The organism is Halomicrobium sp. HArcel3, assembly GCF_058933135.1.
The window spans coordinates 22,842-39,888 of the sequence record NZ_JBZYDN010000002.1 but is presented as its reverse complement, the minus strand read 5'-3'; the positions used below and the strand labels follow the sequence as shown (position 1 = coordinate 39,888).

The following is a 17,047-nucleotide window of genomic DNA, read 5'->3' as shown; positions in this document are numbered from 1 at the left end:
CGCTTCACTGCGTTCCAGTGCTTGCGGGTCCGGGGTTCCCGAACCGGGCCTCGCCCTTTCAGTCCGCCAGGAACTCGGTCGGTCCGCCGGCTATCGAAGATAGCAGTCCACTCTGCCGAAATGTGGTGAAAAACTCTCAGTCCTCAGTCCGCGGCCTTCCGGCTGGCCTTGGGCGCGCGTCGGCCGCCCAGGGTGTATATCCACAGCAGAGCGAGGCCGACCAGGAAGGAGATGGTGACCGGCACGGCCACAAGGAACATCGTCCAGATATCTTTCGGTGAGAACAGGGCACAAGCAGCGAACACGCCCAGCGTGATGGTCCGCCAGCGCTCCTGGAGCGTCTGGAAGGGGACGATGCCGCCGCGGTGGAACAGCAGCATCGTCACCGGCACCTCGATGAGGAGGCCGACGCCGACGGTGAACATGAGCACCAGCCACCCGAACTTGGCGACGCGGTAGGAGATGATCATGTCCGCCTGGAGGACGTCGTAGGCGAGCCAGGAGATGACCGTCGGCGCGACGTAGAGGAACCCGATGAGGCTCCCGCCGATGAGGGTGAGGAAGACGGTGCCGCCCCACACGCCGAGCACGTTCCGGTCACCGCCGACGAGCCCCCGCTTCTCCATGGCGGGCCAGGCGAAGTACAGCAGGAGCGGCACGACGGAGATGGCGCCCATGATAGTCGAGAACTTCACGATGAAGATGAGGTGCTCGACGGGGTGGAGCGTGATGAAGCGGACGTCCTCCTGCATCTCCGGCGGGAGGTGGGAGACGAAGGCGTTCTTGATGATGCCGATGCCGGAGGTAGTGTCGACGACGGGTTCTTGCTGGACCAGCACGGTCGCGTTCTCGATCCGGTAGGGGCCGCCGGGCTCCGAGATGTTCTGGCCAGTCACCGTCGCGTTGTACAGCAGGACGGAATCGTTTTGCAGCACGGCTGTGCTCGGTCTCGCCCCGGAGTCCCCGGCCCCCTCCCGCGTCGTCAGGACGGCGTTACTCGCGACGGCGTCTGCCCGTCCGCTCGTCTCGTTGCGAGAGAGGACCGTGACGCCCTCGTTGAGCACGTCGACGTCCTCCGCCATGACGGTGCCGTTCTCCGCGATGACGGTCCCGCCGTCGGCCATCGCCGCGGCGCCGGCCCCGGGGATGCCGGAGTAGAGGAAGACGAAGACGACGCTCGTGACGATCATGAACGTCGCGACGAACCAGATGGCCTTCGAGGTGAGCGAGTCGAAGATGAACGCCAGGTCGTGGTAGTAGCCGCCGATGTCGTCCTCGGTGGTCTCCTCCTCCGTGAAGGCGTTGAGCATCCCCGCGGAGGTCTCGGTGAAGACGCTGCCTTCCTCCTCGGCCTCGGGTTCGGCTGGCCCCTCGACGCCGTCGCCGACCTCGGCGGCCTCGGCGTCACCATCGTGGATCTGGTCGAACCGGTCGAGGATGGCCTGGGCCTTGTCCGTGTCGTCGTCGCTCATGGCCTGGTCGGCCAGCTTGAGCGCCTCGGACTCCTCCATCTCCTCGAAGGCCTCGCGGGGGGCCGCCCGGACCGCGTCGGCCGAGAGCGCCCCGACGTCGATGGCGGTCGGGTCGCCGAAGTTCCCGGCCTCGGCGGCGGCGACGCCGAGTTCCTGGATCATGTAGTAGTACAGCACCAGGACGGCCGCGACCAGGCCGACGGCCGCGCCGATGATCAGCGCCGTCGTCTCGGGCGGGAGCCCGAACCAGGCTGGTTGCTGGATGTCGCCGGTGAGTTCGTCCGAGGGGAACCAGGCGGCGAAGCGCTGGATGTACCCGAACGTGTCTGGCGAGGCGATGACGTAGGTGACGAGCGCGCCGACGACCAGCGCGGCCGCGGCGAGCTTGTTCCAGCGCGCCCGTGCGACCGACCGGGCACTGACCTCCTCGCCGGCGCGTTTGGCCTGGACGAGCATCTTCGAGATGCCGAGACTGATCGCGTACAGACCCACGAGCGGCGCGGCCCACATGATCTGCGTGAACGGGTCCGGCGGCGAGAACAGGGCGCCGAAGCCGAAGATGGCGACGACGGCCCACTTCCAGCGGTCCCGGAACGTCTCGTAGGGGACGATGCCGGAGTAGCTGAGCGCGCTCATCATCAGCGGCATCTGGGCCGCCAGCCCGAACGACATCCCCAGCAACGCGATGAACTGGACCCACAGCACGATGGAGTAGTTGGGCTGGAAGTCCGCGTTCAGCGCGTTCTCGGCAAGGAAGCCGAACATCAGGGGGAAGAACAGTTCGTACGCGTACACGACGCCGCCGACGAACAGGGCGAGGCTGGTGACGGCGATGGCGCCGATCTTCCACGTCGCCACCTCGTCGCCGGGCCAGTACCCTCGTTCGCGCAGCGCGTCGCGGCTGAGGTAGATCAGTATCGGGAGCGCCACGAGTATCCCGGCGACGGCGCCGATCTTCACCTGCAGCAGGATGACGTCGAACGGCGTCACGGCGATGATCTCGGAGGCCTGCGACGTCGTCAGGTCCATCTTCGAGTACAGCAGGTCGCGGCGGAGTTGCTCCCACAGGAAGTTCTGCAGGACCATGATGGTCGCGAGCAGGACGACCACCCAGACGATGAACACCTTCTGCAGGTGCTTCTGGGCGGTCCGGAGCATGGTCCCGGCGGTCTCCCGACCGCTCTGGACCGTCCGCATCGTGTCCTCGTCGAGCCCACTCGCCATCTTTGCCGTTGGTAGCCCGCTGCCCGTTATCAATTTGTTCATCAGGACTCCGGTCCGCGCCGGGCCGCGGGAAAAGAAAGTTTACAACAGCGAGTAGCCAAACCCGGGACAGATGGGCGATCGCCGAGACACCGAGCCGGGCGAGGACGACGGGCCAGCGGGTGCCAGCGGCGGCGATCCCGACGACGATCCCGGGGACGACGCCGGGGCCAGAGACGATACCGAAGTGGAGGCCGACGACGGGAACGAGAATGACGCCGGGATCGCGAACGACACCGACGCAGAAGACGACGGAGAGTCCTCGGACTCCTACCGGGAGCAGTCCTCGATCGACTTCGACGGCAAGATGGGCGACCCGAGCGACTACACCGAGGGCAGAGAGCCGCCCGACTGGGTCGAGGAGGTCAAACGAGAGTCCGGTGACGACGAATCCGAGGGTGACGACGAGAGCGCCGAGGCCGATGCGGGTGCCGACGACGAGAGCGACGGCGGTGACGAGAGCGATACCGACGAGGTCACCGGCGACGAGATCACCGCCGCCGACCCGTCCGGTTCTGCCGACGGCGACGACGACGATGCGGACGACGCGGACGACGACAAGGACGACGCGGACGACGAAGCGTACGAGATCGGTCCCAGCGAGGCGTCGGCAGTCAGGAACGAGGCGGCGCCCGGCGGCCCCGCTGGCCACGAGCCAGTCGCTGCCGGAGCCGGCGGTGGTGGCGGTGGTGGCGGTGGCGCACTCGGCGGCGCGACGGCGCCCGACGACGAGGAGATGCCGCTCACCGAACACGTCGAGGAGATGGCCCTTCGCTTTATGGCCGTCGGCCTCGTCGTGGTCGGCGTCGGCGCCATCACACTGTTCTACGCGGACGAACTGATCAACTTCCTCTGGTACTCCTTCCTTGGCCCCGGCCAGCAGACCTGCCTGGAGGGTTCGTTCCTGGGCGGGCGACTCTCCGTCACCGAGGCGTGCCCGGACTCCGTGAGCCCGCGGATCTACCACCCCCTCGCGCTCGTGCTCGCACGCCTGAAAGTCGCCTCGCTGGTCGGGATCATCGCCGCGCTCCCGGTCGCCGTCTACCAGACCTACCGGTTCATGCGCCCCGGACTCTACCCCCGCGAGCGCCGGTACTACCTCGCGGCGGTCCCGACGAGCCTGGTGCTCGCGACCGTCGGCGTCGGGTTCGCCTACTTCGCCGTCCTGCCGGCGATGTTCTCGTACTTCACGAACTACAGTGAGCAGGCCGCCGAGATCGCCTTCGGCCTGACGGAGACGTTCAACCTCATCGTCCTGATGATCGGCTTCTTCGCCATCGTCTTCCAGATCCCGCTGCTCGTGATGCTCGCCATCATGATGGGCGTCACCACTCGGCGGTGGCTCGAAGACCGCCGGCTGTACTTCTGGGGTGGGTTCGGTGCGCTGGCGTTCGTGTTCAGTCCCGACCCGACCGGGATGGCGCCGCTGATGGTCGCCGTCACGATGATCGGCCTGTTCGAGGGGACGCTGTTCCTGCTCCGCTGGACCGACAGCGACTCGCCGCTGTTCTCGCCGGCGGCCTTCGCCGAACGGCGGCCCTACGCCTGGGCGCTGGCCGTCGCCGCGGGCTACCTCGCCAGCGCGGCGCCGCTACCCGGCAGCTACTACGACCGGTTCCCGGCCATCGTCAAGTCGACGCTGGCGTTCAACGAACTGCGGCCGATGACGCCGATCATCACCGCCGTCGTCCTGATACTCCTGTTCGAACTGCTGGCCTACGGGGTCCGCAACTACTCGCGGAACGTCCGCGTCTGGGACGTCGTCAACCGCTCTCGGGTTCCCTACTGGATACTCGCGCTGGTCGTCGGCTACTTCGCCAGCCCGAACCCGCCGGGCCTCCAGACCGTCGAGGCGCTCGCGCTGCCCCAGAGCGAGGCCGTGGCCGTCACCGCGGGCCTGATCGTCGGCTTCGAACTGCTGATCTTGACGCTGCGCTGGCGGAAGCGTCGGATGGAGTAAGCGGGTTCTTTCGACGGAGGGCGGTTCTCCGGTTTCTGGAGGGAGTTCTCAGTTCAGCGTCCAGAAGCGGTAGTTCAGGAGCGTCGCGAACAGGGCCCACAACAGGTAGGGCACCAGCAGCGCGGCGGCCCGCCGGTCCACCCGGGCGAACGCCCAGATGGTCACGGCAACGAGCACGTCGAGGACGACGATGATCCCCAGGGCGGCGAGCAGATCCTGGGCGCCGAAGAAGACGGGCGTCCAGGTGAGGTTGAACGCGAACTGCAGCGCGAAGGCGCCGAGCGCGACTCGCACGGGCCGCGAGCCGAGGCCGCGTCGAGCCACCAGATACACTGCGATGCCCATCAGCGTGAACAGCGTCGTCCAGACGACGCCGAAGAGCCAGCCCGGCGGGTAGATGGCGGGCTTGTCGAGCGCGGCGAACCACGCCGAGTCGGGACCGGCCAGGAGGGCCGGGGCCCCGCCGAGCGCGTTGACGAGGACGATGGCGCCCGCCGCCCACAGGAGGTCTCGACGGTCGAATCCACCGCTACCGGGCGTCGAACTGGAGTGTGCCATACGGTCCCTTGGACCGCGGGACGCAAGTGCGTTGGGTGGCCGACGGCGCAGCACCACGAGAGGACGGGGGATGCGAGAAGACGGAGGAGTGACCCTACAGCGCCCGCACGTCCGGCCCCTCGACGTCCTCGTCCTGGGCTTCGCGCCAGGTGTGTTCGGGGGCCCAGTCCAGCAGTTCCGTCGCTCGCGCGTTCGACATGCCCGACTCCTCGCCGTCCAGATCCACGTCGTCGGGGACCTCGCCGAACCAGTCCTCGAACAGGTCCACGGTCGGATCGCCGCCGTAGTTCTCGTCCGCGGCCACGAGGAGGGGTTCGTGCCCGTCGAGATCGGCGTCCAGCGCGGCGCTGACGGCGCTCGCGATGTCTCGGACGTCGACGTAGCTCCAGAAGTTGCCGACGCCGCCGTCGCTTGGGTCGAAGTTCTTGCACTCGTAGTCGCCGGGGTACTGGATCCACGAGGGGCGAATGGAGACGACGGAGACGTCGTACTGGCGGACGACCATCTCGGCGACCTCCTCGCCGACGACCTTGGAGGTGCCGTAGGGGTCTTCGGGCCGCATCGGATGGGCCTCGTCGACGGGGAGGTAGTCAGGCAAGGGCGTCTCGTCGGCGAAGGGGAAGCCGTAGGCGCTCTCGGAGGAGGCCCAGACGACGTCGGCGCCGATTCGGCCGGCCGCGTCGAGCACGTTGTACGCCGAGACGACGTTGTTCTCGAAGACGGTGCCGCCGGCGTGGCCCTCGGGGTGGGGGATGGCGCCCCAGTGGACGAGCGCGTCGGGGTCGAACGCCGTTATCAGATCGAACACCTCGCCGCGGTCGGTCAGGTCGGCCTGGCGGACGTCCACGTTGCGGTGGCCGCTCTCGCCGCGGACCCGGTCGACGCAGACCACCTCGTCCCACTCCGTAGCGAGTCGGTCGACGATCCATCGTCCCGAGCCACCGAGACCGCCGGTGACGAGTACGGTAGACATCTATCCGTTCCAAGGGGGAGAACACCGATAAATCCCAGTATCACTCGTGCGAACAGTCGCCACGTTTCATATAGCATGATCGACGATAGCAAGTGATGCACGACTGGGTGGACCCGGGGGAGACGCTCGATCCGGGGTCGTTCGAGCGGCTGTACAGGGGTGCGCTGGGGCTCGAGTCGGACGTCGAGCGGAGCCGTGCCGCGACGCTGGTCCTGCTGACCGGCCGGCTGGGACTGACCCTCGAGGAGGCGCTGCACTGCAACGAGGGGTGGATCGACTGGGAGCGCGCCGAGATACGGGTCCCGGAGAAGGACCCCTGTGCCTGCGCGGGGTGCTGGGAACTGGCTCGCCGCCGCCGGGAGCACACGGACCCGATCCGCGAGGTGCTCTACGAGGAGTGCTGGTCGCCGTCGCCCGACCGGGCACCGCGGACCGTTCCGTTCGGCTGGTCACGGCGGATCAGCGCGGCGCTGCTGGCGACGGCCGACCGGTACCTGCTGGATTTGCTGCCCGACGACGCCAGCGAACTCCTGCGGGCCGCCGGCGAGGCCGCGGACGGAATCGAGCCCGACGACCTCACGCCGGGGCTACTCGCCGCCACGACGGCCGACTTTCTGTCCGATCTGGGGCTGGAAGCCGACGGCACCGCGACCGTACTCGGCGTCGAGGAGGCACAGGTCGAACCCTACGCCGCCGACGGCGAGTCCGACGTGACGACCCGGATGTCCCGCCTGGCTGGGGTCGACGGCAGCGCCGACCCGGAATCGGCGTTCCCGGCCGCCTGCGGTACCGAGGCCTACGAGTCCGAGCCGTTCGACGTCGCAGCCGCCGACGCCGACGCGCTGGCCGAGCAGGCGACCGCGACCGACGACCCCGAGCGTGTCCCGCGGCCGACCGACCTGCCGGCGTCCGTGGACTACGACCCGGCCGACCACGCCGCGGCGGGTGGTCCGAACAGGCGGACCGACGCCGGATCGTGGGCGGAGGGTCCGAGTGCTGCCGACGCGAGCGAGAACGCGATCCGAGCGGACGGGGCGTCGGCAGTCGCGGGTGCTGACCGCCGGCGCGCTGGCCTACCAGACGATCCGTCCGCAACGAGCGGTGGCCAGGCGACGGCGCCCGACGTGACCTGCGCCCGCGACGTCGTCACACAGCCGGTCGTCGCGGACTTCTCGACCCGCGTCGCCGCCGACGGACTCTGTGGCGGCCGCGAGATTCCCGGCCGGGTCATCCTCGGCCAGGAAGAGCTGTTCGTCCTCTGGAGCGAGGAGAAGGGGGCAGAGGACGCCGACGCGCCCCACCTGCTGGTCCCCCTCGACGACGTCTGGGACGTCCGCATCGACGACGTCCCCGGTCGCCTGAGTGCCTCGTTCCCCCACGCAGTCACCGTCGGCCACCGGCCGTCGGGCCGCGACGAACTCGCCGTCAGCATCCAGCTCCCGCCCGTCCAGCGCCGGGACATGGCGTCGGCGCTGTACCGCATCCTCCTCAACGTCACCCCGATGACGGTCGTCGACCCGGCCCGGGAGGGCGGGCGGGTCACCGACGCCGACCCGGCGGAGATGGTGCTGTACGTCCGACCCCACGGCGTCGCGTTCACCGACGAGGCCGGGGACGCGGCGCGCCTCGCCTTCGACCTCGCGGACGTGGTCGACGTCGAACGCATCGAACGGAGTTTCGACGGCGAGAGCCGGCCGGCCATCCAGCTTCGCAGGGTCACGGACAATCGACCGGTGACGACGGTCGTCACCGCCGCAGACGACCGCCTGCGCCGCCTGGTCTGGCGCTACGTCCGCCGGGAGTACCACCAGACGCTGGCGACGGTCCGCGGGATCCGGCTCTCCGACGCCGAGAAGATGGTGATGGTCGCGCTGTACTCCACCGACGGCACGCCGGATCTGGGCTCGCTGCTGGACCTGACCGGGCAGGAGCTCGCCGCGGCGCTGCAATCCCTGGCCGCCAAGGAACTCGTCCGGTCGGCCGACGCCGCCACGGAACTCACTGGAACGGGCCAGCTGGCCGTGAGCGACCGCCTCGAGAGCGTCAACGACTAACGAACGCCTTTACCCGTCTCAGTACGTATGGCCCCCATATGCAGTGGAAAACTGACTGGGGACTCCGCGCCCGGATGGTGGTGACGATGTTCCTGCTGTTCGCCCTCTACATGGTCTTCGTCGCCGTCCTCTGGGAGTACTCGATCTTCTGGATGCTCCCGATGATGGCGATCTTCCTCCTCGCCCAGTTCTTCTTCAGCGACAAGCTCGCGCTGTACTCCATGGGCGCGAAGACCGTCGACGAGTCCGAGTACCCGGAGCTCCACCGGACGGTCGAACGGCTCTCCCAGCAGGCGGACCTGCCCAAGCCGAAGATAGCGGTGGCCGACTCGCGCGTGCCCAACGCCTTCGCGACGGGCCGCTCGAAGAAGAGCAGCGCCGTCGCCGTGACGACGGGCATCATGGACACGCTCGACCAGGACGAACTCGAAGGGGTGCTCGCCCACGAACTCGCCCACATCAAGAACCGCGACGTGATGGTGATGACCATCGCCTCGTTCCTCTCGACCATCGCGTTCATGGTCGTCCGCTGGGGCGCCTTCTTCGGCGGCGGCAATCGCCGACAGGGCGGCGGTGGCGTCATCGTCGCCATCCTCGCCTCGCTCGTGGTGTGGATCATCTCCTTCCTGCTGATCCGGGCGCTCTCCCGGTACCGGGAGTTCGCCGCCGACCGCGGCGGCGCGACCATCACCGGCAAGCCCGCCGCACTGGCCTCGGCGCTGATGAAGATATCCGGCCGGATGGACAAGGTCCCCAAGGAAGACATGCGCGACCAGGCCGAGATGAACGCGTTCTTCATCATCCCCATCAAGTCCGGCGTCGTCGGCAAGCTGTTCAGCACCCACCCCTCGACGGAGAAGCGCGTCGAGCGCCTGCGCGACCTGGAACGGGAACTCGAAGGGTTCTGAGGCGACGCGAGACGGCCACCCCGAACGAAACGGGAGAGACGCACCGCCTCGATGTCAACCGCCGCGCCGTGCCACGCAGTCGCTCACGACGCCGTTTTACCCTCCGGAACGTTAACAAGCGGATTCGTTCTGCTACGTGATATGACGGCGATCAGGATAGATAGGCTGTCGAAACGGTTCGGTGACGTCGCGGCGGTTCGGGACGTGTCCCTGACGGTCGAACGCGGTGAAGTGTTCGGGTTCCTCGGCCCGAACGGGGCGGGCAAGTCGACCACGATCAACGTCCTCCTCGACTTCGTTCGACCGACCGCTGGCGATATCAGCGTCCTCGGCCACGACCCCCGTCGCGAACCGCGCGCCGTCCGCGAGCGACTCGGCATCCTCCCCGAAGGGTACGACCTCTACGACCGTCTCTCGGCGCGGCGGCACCTCGCGTTCGCCGCGGATCTGGAGGCCAGCGACGACGACCCGGCAGCGATCCTGGAGCGGGTCGGCCTCGCCGACGACGCGGACCGTCCCGTCGGTGGGTTCTCGAAGGGGATGCGACAGCGCCTCGCGCTGGGGATGGCGTTGGTCGGTGACCCCGACCTCCTCGTCCTCGACGAACCCTCCAGCGGGCTCGACCCGAACGGGACGCGCACGATGCGTGAAATCGTCCGGGAGGAGGCCGAACGTGGCGCGACCGTCTTCTTCTCCAGCCACGTCCTCGACCAGGTGGAGGCGGTCTGCGACCGAGTCGCCATCATGAACGACGGGGAACTCGTCGCGGTCGACTCCGTCGACGCACTGCGAACGGCGACGGACTCGGCCTCGACACTCGTGGTGTCCGTCGACGAGGTGCCGACGGACCACGGTCTCGGCGACCTCGACGGCGTCACCGACGTGACGGCGGGGGACGGCTCCCTCCGCGTCGCGTGTTCCGACCCGGCGATCAAGGCCGCGGTCATCTCGCGCGTCGAGAGCGCGGGCGCGTCGGTGACGGACATCGACGTCGAGGAGACGTCCCTGGCCGACGTCTTCGCCGCGTACACGGACGAATCTACTGCGACGGAGGTGGACGCGTGACGTCGACCGCGCTCGTCCTCGCGGCGAAGGAGTTCGAGGACGCCGCCCGCTCGCGGCTCCTGTGGGGACTGACGCTCGTCCTCCTCGTCGTCACCGTTCCCCAGTTCCACGGCATGACGGGCACGTCGATCATCGACGGCCCGGTCGACGCCGTCGCGTTCTTCCCGCAGACGTTCATGAACTACGTCGCGCCGCTGGCGATCATCGCCGCGTACCGGGCGGTGGTCGGCGAGCGCGAATCGGGTAGTCTTCGGGTCCTCTTCGGTCACCCGGTCACGCGCAGGGACGTAGTCGTCGGCAAGGTCCTGGGGCGGGCGGCGCTCGTCGCGCTCGTCCTGTTCGTCGGGACGCTCGGTCTGGGCGCCGTCGTTTTCGCCGTCTACGGGACCCTCCCAGTCGGGCTGTTCGCGGTGATGGCGACCTATGTCGTGGCCTACGGCGTCGTCTGGGCCGCGGTAACCGTCGGCGTCTCGGCGGCCGCGTCATCGCGACTCCAGGCGATCGCCGGACTCCTCGGCCTCTTCCTGTTCTTCGGCCCGTTCCGACTCTGGTCCACCGTCAGCGTCCCCCTCGCGTCCCTCGTCTTCGGCGGCGGCCCCGCCGACGGCATCGACGTGCTCGACCCGGGGACGTGGCCGTGGTGGTACCCGTACGTTCAGCGGGTCAACCCGATGGAGAACTTCGAGATGGCTCGCGAGTTCGTCGCCGGTATCGCTGCGCCGTCCGTCGGCTCTCTCGGGGGCCCGGCAGTCAACGCGTTCGGCTTCGGTATCCTCCTCACCTGGGCGATAGTCCCGCTATCGATCGGATACTGGCGCTTCGAACTGGCAGACCTCGGCTGACCGGCACTACGGTCCGCTCGGTTCGACCGGGCCCACCTGCCACTCGACTACCGTCAATTGTATAACACGAGCATGAGAAGCGTCGTACATGCAGTGGCGCACCGACGCGACGCTCCAGCGCCGAATGGTCGCCGCGCTCGCGCTCTCCGCGGTGGGCTACGCCGCGTTACTGGGACTGCTAGCCTGGATTGTGCCGGCCAGCGTCGCCGGCCCCGCCGTCGTCGTGCTCCTCCTCGCCCTCGCAGTGCTCGTCCGCGAGGCCGACCGCGTCGCCTACGCCGTGACGAAGGCCGTCGCCATCTCCCGCGAGGACCACCCGGCGGCCTACGACACCCTCCACCGTCTCGCCCAGCAGGCCGACGTCGCGCCGCCGGCGCTGGCCGTCGTCCCGACCGACGAACCGAACGCCATCACCGCTGGACGGGGCGACCGCTCGGTGGTCTGTGTCACCCTTGGCCTCCTCGAACGACTGGGCGACGACGAACTGGAGGCGGTGCTGGCCCACGAAATCGCCCACCTGAAAAACGGCGACACCGCGGTGATGACCGTCACCGGGTTCCCCGCCACCCTCGGGGTCGTCATGCTCTCGCTGTCGGCCCGCTCGTTCGGCTGGAAGGCGTTCGTCTTCGGCTACCTCTTCGTCCCGTTCTACCTCGCCGTGTTCGCCGTCCCGCTGCTCGTCGCCAGCCTCCCCGGGACGGTCGTCCTCTCCCGGTACCGGGAGTACGCCGCCGACCGCGGCGCCGTCGCACTCACCGGGAATCCGGTGGCGCTGGCCACCGCGCTGGGCACCCTCCACGACGCGGACGGCGAACGGCCGGACCGCGACCTGCGGCGGGTCGCTGGGCTGACGGCCTTCGCCATCGTCCCCACCGGCTACTCGCCGGTCGTGCTCCCCTCGATGCACCCGCCGACGGCCGAGCGCATCCGGCGGCTGAGGGAACTCACCGCCGACGTCGACCGGTAGCGTCTGCCGACCCGGCGTCGAGCGACGACTCACCGACCACGGAGTCGGTGGCTGGCGGGAGAGTCGTGCCGCGTTCCGAACCGGAACCGGGGAGACTGATCTCGACGACGGTGCCCCGGGGCTCGTTGTCGCGGATAGCGAGGTGGCCGCCGATCCGGGTGACGCCCCACTTGATCGCCCACAGGCCGAGGCCGCTGCCGTGTTCGAGCGGGTTCTCGTGGCCGCGTTCGACGGTGACGCGTTCGTGGTCGGGGAGCCCGGGCCCGTCGTCGACGACCGAGAGCGTCACCGGCAAGCCGCCGTCCCCCACGGTGGCCGAAACGTCGATCGTCGGGTCCGCCCGGTCGTGGTGCCGAATAGCGTTGACGACGAGATTGTGGACGATGGGCTGGAGGATACGGGCGTCGACGCCGACGGTGACGTCCTCGGGGACCGACACGGTCACGGCGACGTCGTAGTCGGCCGCGACCTCGCCGACGACGGTCGAGACGACAGTGGCCAGGTGAGACGTCTGACCCCCGACGATGGGGATCGACAGCATCTGTTCGACCTCCCTTGCCCGGTCGCTCAGGCCGAGCAGGTCGTCGGCGGTCTCGACGATCACCTCCCGGACCACCGACTCGTCGACGTCGTCGGTTCCGAGCAGTTCGGCCCGGCCGCGGATCGCCGTCAGGTCGTTCCGGAGGTTGTGCCGGAGGACGCGGTTGAGCACTTCGAGGCGCTGCTGGCGGACCTCGCGACCCGTGACGTCACGGAGGACCACCGCGTGACCGCGGACGCGCCCGTCCCGGTCGGTCATCTCCGAGACGTTGGCCTCGTAGTGGTGGTGCCCGTCGATCCCGTCGATGTCGAGGGAATCGGCCGCCCGTAACGAGTCGACGTCGTGACCGAGCAGATCGGCGACGGAACTGCCGACGTACTCGCCCTCCGCGCCGAAGACGCTGCGGGCTGCCGGATTGAGCCGGATGACGCGTTCGTCGTGGTCGGCGACGACGATGGGTTCGGAGAGGTCCTGGATGACGCGCTCCGGACCGACCGTCCCGGCGGCCGGTGCCGTGGCGAACAGGTCGTACCTGCTGGTGACCAGCGCCAGGCCGGCGCGAGGAAGACCAGTGCCCCCACCGTCCGGAGTGGGCCGATCGTGAACGTGGCGCCCATCGAGGCGGTGGTGACGGTGACGACGACGATCCAGGGGCTGACGACGCTTATCGGGAGGAGGGCGGCGACGCGCGGCCCGAGGTGGTCGTACCGGACGAGCTGGCTCATCAGGACCGCGGTGGCGGCGATGAGCAAGCCGATAAGGAAGAACAGGGTGACGAAAGATGCCGCGTAGAGCACGTGCAGGAGCGGGTCGAGCGGCCCCGTGGCCGCCTCGACGACCGCGTACCAGGCGTCGGACTGGACCGTCGTGACCGGTTCCCCGGTGAGTCTGCTCGCGGCCAGCGTGAAGCCGACGTAGACGAACGTCTGGTAGACCGCCGGGGACGCCAGCAGGAGCCGCCGGCGCGTCCCGCCGACGTCGCAGCGGCCGGTGAACTGGAAGACGAAGACGGCCCACAGGACCGCGAGGGCGTTGTAGATCAGCGGGAGGGCGACCAGGTGAGCGAGGGGCTCGAACGGGACGGCACCGAGCGCGAAGGCCGCACAACCGAGCGTCACCGCGAGCGCCGTAAACGGCTCCGCCCCGGGCTCACCCCAGTGTCGCCGGGAGCGAACGGCGATGCAGAGCAACGCGACACCGGCGAGGAACTACAGCCCGGCGGTGAGTGCGGCCACCATCCGACTCTACGTCTGCGACTCCACCTACGTAAACCCTCCTGCCGTCCTTCAGGGCGAGAGACACGTGCCCGCCGGCGATTACCGGCCCCAGGGCGGTGCCGGTCCGGGACGGAAACCACCTTATCGCAGGCACCCCACAGTCGGGACATGGGACTGTTGGACGGCCTCAAGAGCGTCCTCGGCATCAAGGCCGAGGCCGACGCCACCCGCGACGCCGACCCCGACGACCTGTTCGGGATGTCGACGGCCTACCTGACGATGGAGGCCGAACTGGGCTACGCGCCGACCGGCGACGCCGCGCTGTGTTTCGCCGACGTGGACAACACTGACTTCCGGGACGCCATGGACGAGGTGGAGGCCATCCTCGACGCCGGCGAGGTGGAGACCGGCACGACCGCGGAGTTTACCTCCGACGACCACGGCTACCAGTGGATCGTCCTCCACGACGAGGAGTTCGAGGACCTGGTCACCTCTATCCACTTCGCCGCCGACACGCTGATCGAGGCCCGCTACGGCTCGCGCCTGCTCGCGGCCGTCTTCGCCTTCGAGCGCGACCACGACGGCCTGGTGGGCTACTGGGTGTACTCCTTCCGCCGCGGCGCCTACTACCCGTTCGTCCCCGAGCCCCACGAGGACCACGAGCGCGACTCCGGCGCCGAGTTCAAACTGGAGAGCAACCTCGACGGCGAGTTGAGCGTCGAGAGCGAGAAGGAGTACTGGTACCCGCTGTGGCCCGACCGGCGCGGGTTCCACCCCTGGGAGTGAGGATGGCGGCGACCACCGAGGGAGTCGAGAACGCTGTCGCCGTCTCCGACCACCTCCGGCCGACCGGAGACGGTCCGGTCGACCGGAACCTCCCGCCGGGCGTCTATCGCGTCGTCGGAACTCCCGAGGACGGCGTCACGCTCCTCCGAGTCGCCGACGCCGACGGCCGGCGGGTCCACACCGGCGAGGTTCACACGGTCACCCTGAGCGACCTCGACGACTTCGAACCGGCCGAGAACCCGGACGAGAACCGGTCGCTGGCCGCGGCCGTCGCCGGGCAGCTCGACGGGCTCGCCTGCAAGTCCGAATGATCTGCCGAGCAGTCCGCGACCGGCCCGTCCCGGGCACGGCCGCGCTTGCCCTCGGCGCGATCGGGCTGTTCGGCGACCCCTACCTACCGATATCCGACGTCGTCGACGCGTCCTGATCCTGGCAGGCGGGTTCGCGCTCTTCTCGATGCGCACGACCCGGTCGCGGTAATCTCCGACCTCCGACGGTTTCTCGATCGCCAGTTCCGGTCAGCCGCGGATGCGCTCGACGGCCTCGCGCATCGCCTCGTTCTCCTGGCAGACGAGCGTGAGGTGATCGCCGCGCTGGAGCGACGTGTCGGGGTCGGGAACCCGGTCGTCGCCGTCGCGGCTGACCATGACGACGAGACAGCCGGCGGGGAGGTCCCCCGCCAGCGACTCGATGGTGAGGTCGCCGGTGTCGGCGTCGGGGGCGGTGAGTTCGACTTCGAGGACGTCGCCGCTGCGCGTCTCGTCGGCGAGCCAGTGGGCCAGCGCGGGGCGTTCGATGGCGTCGTCCATCGCGTCGGCGACGGCGAAGCCCGCGGAGATAGTCTCCACGTCGAGGTCCTCGAAGGCGGCGACGTTCTCGGGCCGGTTCGCGCGCGCGACGACCGTCTCGACGTCGAACCGGTTCTTGGCGAGCTGGGAGACCAGCAGGTTCACGTCGTCGTCGGCGGTCGCAGTGGCGACGACGCGAGCGTCCTCGGCGCGGGCGTTTCGGAGGACGTCCGCGTCGGTGGCGTCGCCGTGGACCACGCGGAACCCGTCGTTTCGCACCTGCTCGACGGCGGCGCTGTCGCTGTCGACGAGGACGACGTCCTCGCCGCGGGACTCGAAGCGAGCCGCGAGTTCGCGGCCGACCCGGCCGGCGCCGACGACGAGCGTGTGCATTGGAATGACGTCCAGTCGCTGGGCGATGTGACGGGCCAGTCCCCCTTGAAACAACACGGTCGCGAAGATGACGAGGAAGACGGTCCCGACGAGAATCGATGCCGCCTGCGGGTCGTCCGGCCGGAGTTCGATGGCGAAGAGGGTGGCGACGCTGGCCGGCACGATGCCGCGCGGCCCCACGGCGCCGACGAAGACGCGTTCGCGCGCCGTGAGTCGGCCGCCGACGGTCGAGAGGAACACGCCGACCGGCCGGATCAGGAGGACGACGGCGAGGACGACGGCCAGGCCGCGAAAGCCCAGCGCGGCGAGTTCGTCGAGCGAGAGCAGCGCCGCGAGCACGACGAAGACGAACGAGAGCACCAGCAGCGTCACGTCGCCCTTGAACTCGGTGACGACGTCCTCGTAGGGGACGTCGAGGTTCCCCAGCGTGATGCCGGCGACGGCGGCCGCGGCGATGCCCGCCTCCGAGAGCGTCGTCTCGGCGATGCCGTAGGCCGCCAGCGCACCGACGAGGACAACCAGCCGGGCGTTTCGCGGGGCGTTGTCCTCCGAGAGGTAGCTCAACCGGAGGAGGCCCGCGAGCGCGAAGCCGACGGCCACCCCGACGGCGATTCCGAGCGCGAGGCGGACGCCGAAGGCCTGCAGGACGACCAGCGGCGTCTCGCCATCGGAGCCGACGAACTCGAAGGTGGCGACGGCGAGGATGGCGGCGGTGACGTCGTTGAAGATCCCCTCCGTTTCCAGTGCGGCCGCGACCCGCTCGCGGACCGGGACGACGTCCATGATGGGCGTGATGACGGTCGGGCCGGTCGCGACCAGTAGCGATCCAACGAGGAAGGCGATGTCGAGCGAGGTGTCGAACACGAGGTACACCGCGGCGGCCGTCCCCAGCAGCGAGACGAGCGCGCCGACGGTCACGAGGCGGAACGCCTCCCGTGGCGCCTCGCGAATCCGGTCGAGCGAGAGGTGGAAGGCCCCCTCGAAGACGATGATCCCGACGCTGAGGCCGACGATGGCCTGGAGGGCCGTGTCGCCGAACAGGTCGGGACTGACGAGACCGAGCGCCTCGGGACCGACGACGACGCCGGCGAACAGCAGAAAGACCACGCTCGGGATCTCTAGCCAGTCGGCGAGCAGTTGTGAACCGACGCCCACGGCCATGATGAGCACGACGGCGCCGATGAGAGTCCCTGCGCCAGACACAGTCGTCCGTACGATCAGCCCGTGTCTGTATAGCTCCTGCGCCCTGCGACGGCCGCG

The 17,047-nt window shown here is 69.1% G+C and carries 13 protein-coding genes; 8 read left to right on the top strand and 5 right to left on the bottom strand.

Annotation, left to right across the window (positions count from 1 at the left end; genetic code table 11):
- Window positions 1-143: 143 nt before the first annotated feature.
- Window positions 144-2,696, bottom strand: a complete 2,553-nt coding sequence (locus AC5FRV_RS05985) for a twin-arginine translocase subunit TatC (protein WP_493560193.1) — start codon at window positions 2,694-2,696, stop codon at window positions 144-146.
- Window positions 2,697-2,808: 112 nt separating this feature from the next.
- Here AC5FRV_RS05985 and tatC point away from each other — a divergent pair, with 112 nt between their 5' ends.
- Entirely contained in the window at window positions 2,809-4,695 is a 1,887-nt protein-coding gene (tatC, locus tag AC5FRV_RS05980; RefSeq protein ID WP_493560192.1) for a twin-arginine translocase subunit TatC, read from the top strand.
- A 48-nt stretch (window positions 4,696-4,743) separates the two neighbouring features.
- Here tatC and AC5FRV_RS05975 read toward each other — a convergent pair whose 3' ends face one another.
- Together AC5FRV_RS05975 and AC5FRV_RS05970 are read right to left on the bottom strand one after the other, a co-directional pair.
- A complete protein-coding gene (locus AC5FRV_RS05975; RefSeq protein WP_493560191.1) occupies window positions 4,744-5,253 on the bottom strand; it encodes a TspO/MBR family protein in 510 nt (169 codons plus the stop codon).
- A 94-nt stretch (window positions 5,254-5,347) separates the two neighbouring features.
- Window positions 5,348-6,226 carry an NAD-dependent epimerase/dehydratase family protein gene (locus AC5FRV_RS05970; RefSeq protein WP_493560190.1) on the bottom strand — a complete coding sequence of 293 codons (879 nt, stop codon included), beginning with the start codon at window positions 6,224-6,226 and terminating at the stop codon, window positions 5,348-5,350.
- Window positions 6,227-6,321: 95 nt separating this feature from the next.
- Between AC5FRV_RS05970 and AC5FRV_RS05965 the strand changes: the two genes are divergently transcribed.
- The 5 genes from AC5FRV_RS05965 (at window position 6,322) to AC5FRV_RS05945 (ending at window position 12,062) form a co-directional block, all read left to right on the top strand.
- Complete coding sequence (locus AC5FRV_RS05965; RefSeq protein WP_493560189.1) at window positions 6,322-8,280, top strand: CheF family chemotaxis protein; 1,959 nt, start codon at window positions 6,322-6,324, stop codon at window positions 8,278-8,280.
- Between the two features lie 38 nt (window positions 8,281-8,318).
- Entirely contained in the window at window positions 8,319-9,188 is an 870-nt protein-coding gene (gene htpX, locus AC5FRV_RS05960) for a zinc metalloprotease HtpX (RefSeq protein WP_493560188.1), read from the top strand.
- Between the two features lie 141 nt (window positions 9,189-9,329).
- Window positions 9,330-10,253: an ABC transporter ATP-binding protein gene (locus tag AC5FRV_RS05955; RefSeq protein ID WP_493560187.1), complete on the top strand. Its 924-nt coding sequence runs from the start codon at window positions 9,330-9,332 to the stop codon at window positions 10,251-10,253.
- Window positions 10,250-11,095, top strand: coding sequence for an ABC transporter permease subunit (locus AC5FRV_RS05950; protein WP_493560186.1), 846 nt, complete (start codon window positions 10,250-10,252; stop codon window positions 11,093-11,095). The genes AC5FRV_RS05955 and AC5FRV_RS05950 overlap by 4 nt, the downstream gene beginning before the upstream one ends.
- An 88-nt stretch (window positions 11,096-11,183) precedes the next feature.
- Window positions 11,184-12,062: a M48 family metalloprotease gene (locus tag AC5FRV_RS05945; RefSeq protein ID WP_493560185.1), complete on the top strand. Its 879-nt coding sequence runs from the start codon at window positions 11,184-11,186 to the stop codon at window positions 12,060-12,062.
- On the opposite strand, the gene AC5FRV_RS05940 is transcribed toward AC5FRV_RS05945, so the two are convergent.
- Window positions 12,040-13,620, bottom strand: coding sequence for a sensor histidine kinase (locus tag AC5FRV_RS05940; protein ID WP_493560184.1), 1,581 nt, complete (start codon window positions 13,618-13,620; stop codon window positions 12,040-12,042). The genes AC5FRV_RS05945 and AC5FRV_RS05940 overlap by 23 nt on opposite strands.
- Before the next feature lie 368 nt (window positions 13,621-13,988).
- On the opposite strand from AC5FRV_RS05940, the gene pspAB reads away from it, so the two are divergent.
- Both pspAB and AC5FRV_RS05930 read left to right on the top strand, forming a co-directional pair.
- On the top strand, window positions 13,989-14,606 hold the full coding sequence (pspAB, locus tag AC5FRV_RS05935; protein ID WP_493560183.1) for a PspA-associated protein PspAB: 618 nt from the start codon (window positions 13,989-13,991) through the stop codon (window positions 14,604-14,606).
- Between the two features lie 2 nt (window positions 14,607-14,608).
- A complete protein-coding gene (locus AC5FRV_RS05930) occupies window positions 14,609-14,917 on the top strand; it encodes a hypothetical protein (protein WP_493560182.1) in 309 nt (102 codons plus the stop codon).
- 207 nt (window positions 14,918-15,124) lie between these two features.
- Here AC5FRV_RS05930 and AC5FRV_RS05925 read toward each other — a convergent pair whose 3' ends face one another.
- Window positions 15,125-16,990 carry a cation:proton antiporter domain-containing protein gene (locus AC5FRV_RS05925; RefSeq protein WP_493560181.1) on the bottom strand — a complete coding sequence of 622 codons (1,866 nt, stop codon included), beginning with the start codon at window positions 16,988-16,990 and terminating at the stop codon, window positions 15,125-15,127.
- Window positions 16,991-17,047: the final 57 nt, after the last annotated feature.

Bases quoted from the DNA above. Each gene is read 5' to 3' on its own strand.
- AC5FRV_RS05985 (WP_493560193.1), bottom strand. From the start codon at position 2,696: ATGGCGAGTGGGCTCGACGAGGACACGATGCGGACGGTCCAGAGCGGT.
- tatC (WP_493560192.1), top strand. From the start codon at position 2,809: ATGGGCGATCGCCGAGACACCGAGCCGGGCGAGGACGACGGGCCAGCG.
- AC5FRV_RS05975 (WP_493560191.1), bottom strand. From the start codon at position 5,253: ATGGCACACTCCAGTTCGACGCCCGGTAGCGGTGGATTCGACCGTCGA.
- AC5FRV_RS05970 (WP_493560190.1), bottom strand. From the start codon at position 6,226: ATGTCTACCGTACTCGTCACCGGCGGTCTCGGTGGCTCGGGACGATGG.
- AC5FRV_RS05965 (WP_493560189.1), top strand. From the start codon at position 6,322: ATGCACGACTGGGTGGACCCGGGGGAGACGCTCGATCCGGGGTCGTTC.
- htpX (WP_493560188.1), top strand. From the start codon at position 8,319: ATGCAGTGGAAAACTGACTGGGGACTCCGCGCCCGGATGGTGGTGACG.
- AC5FRV_RS05955 (WP_493560187.1), top strand. From the start codon at position 9,330: ATGACGGCGATCAGGATAGATAGGCTGTCGAAACGGTTCGGTGACGTC.
- AC5FRV_RS05945 (WP_493560185.1), top strand. From the start codon at position 11,184: ATGCAGTGGCGCACCGACGCGACGCTCCAGCGCCGAATGGTCGCCGCG.
- pspAB (WP_493560183.1), top strand. From the start codon at position 13,989: ATGGGACTGTTGGACGGCCTCAAGAGCGTCCTCGGCATCAAGGCCGAG.
- AC5FRV_RS05930 (WP_493560182.1), top strand. From the start codon at position 14,609: ATGGCGGCGACCACCGAGGGAGTCGAGAACGCTGTCGCCGTCTCCGAC.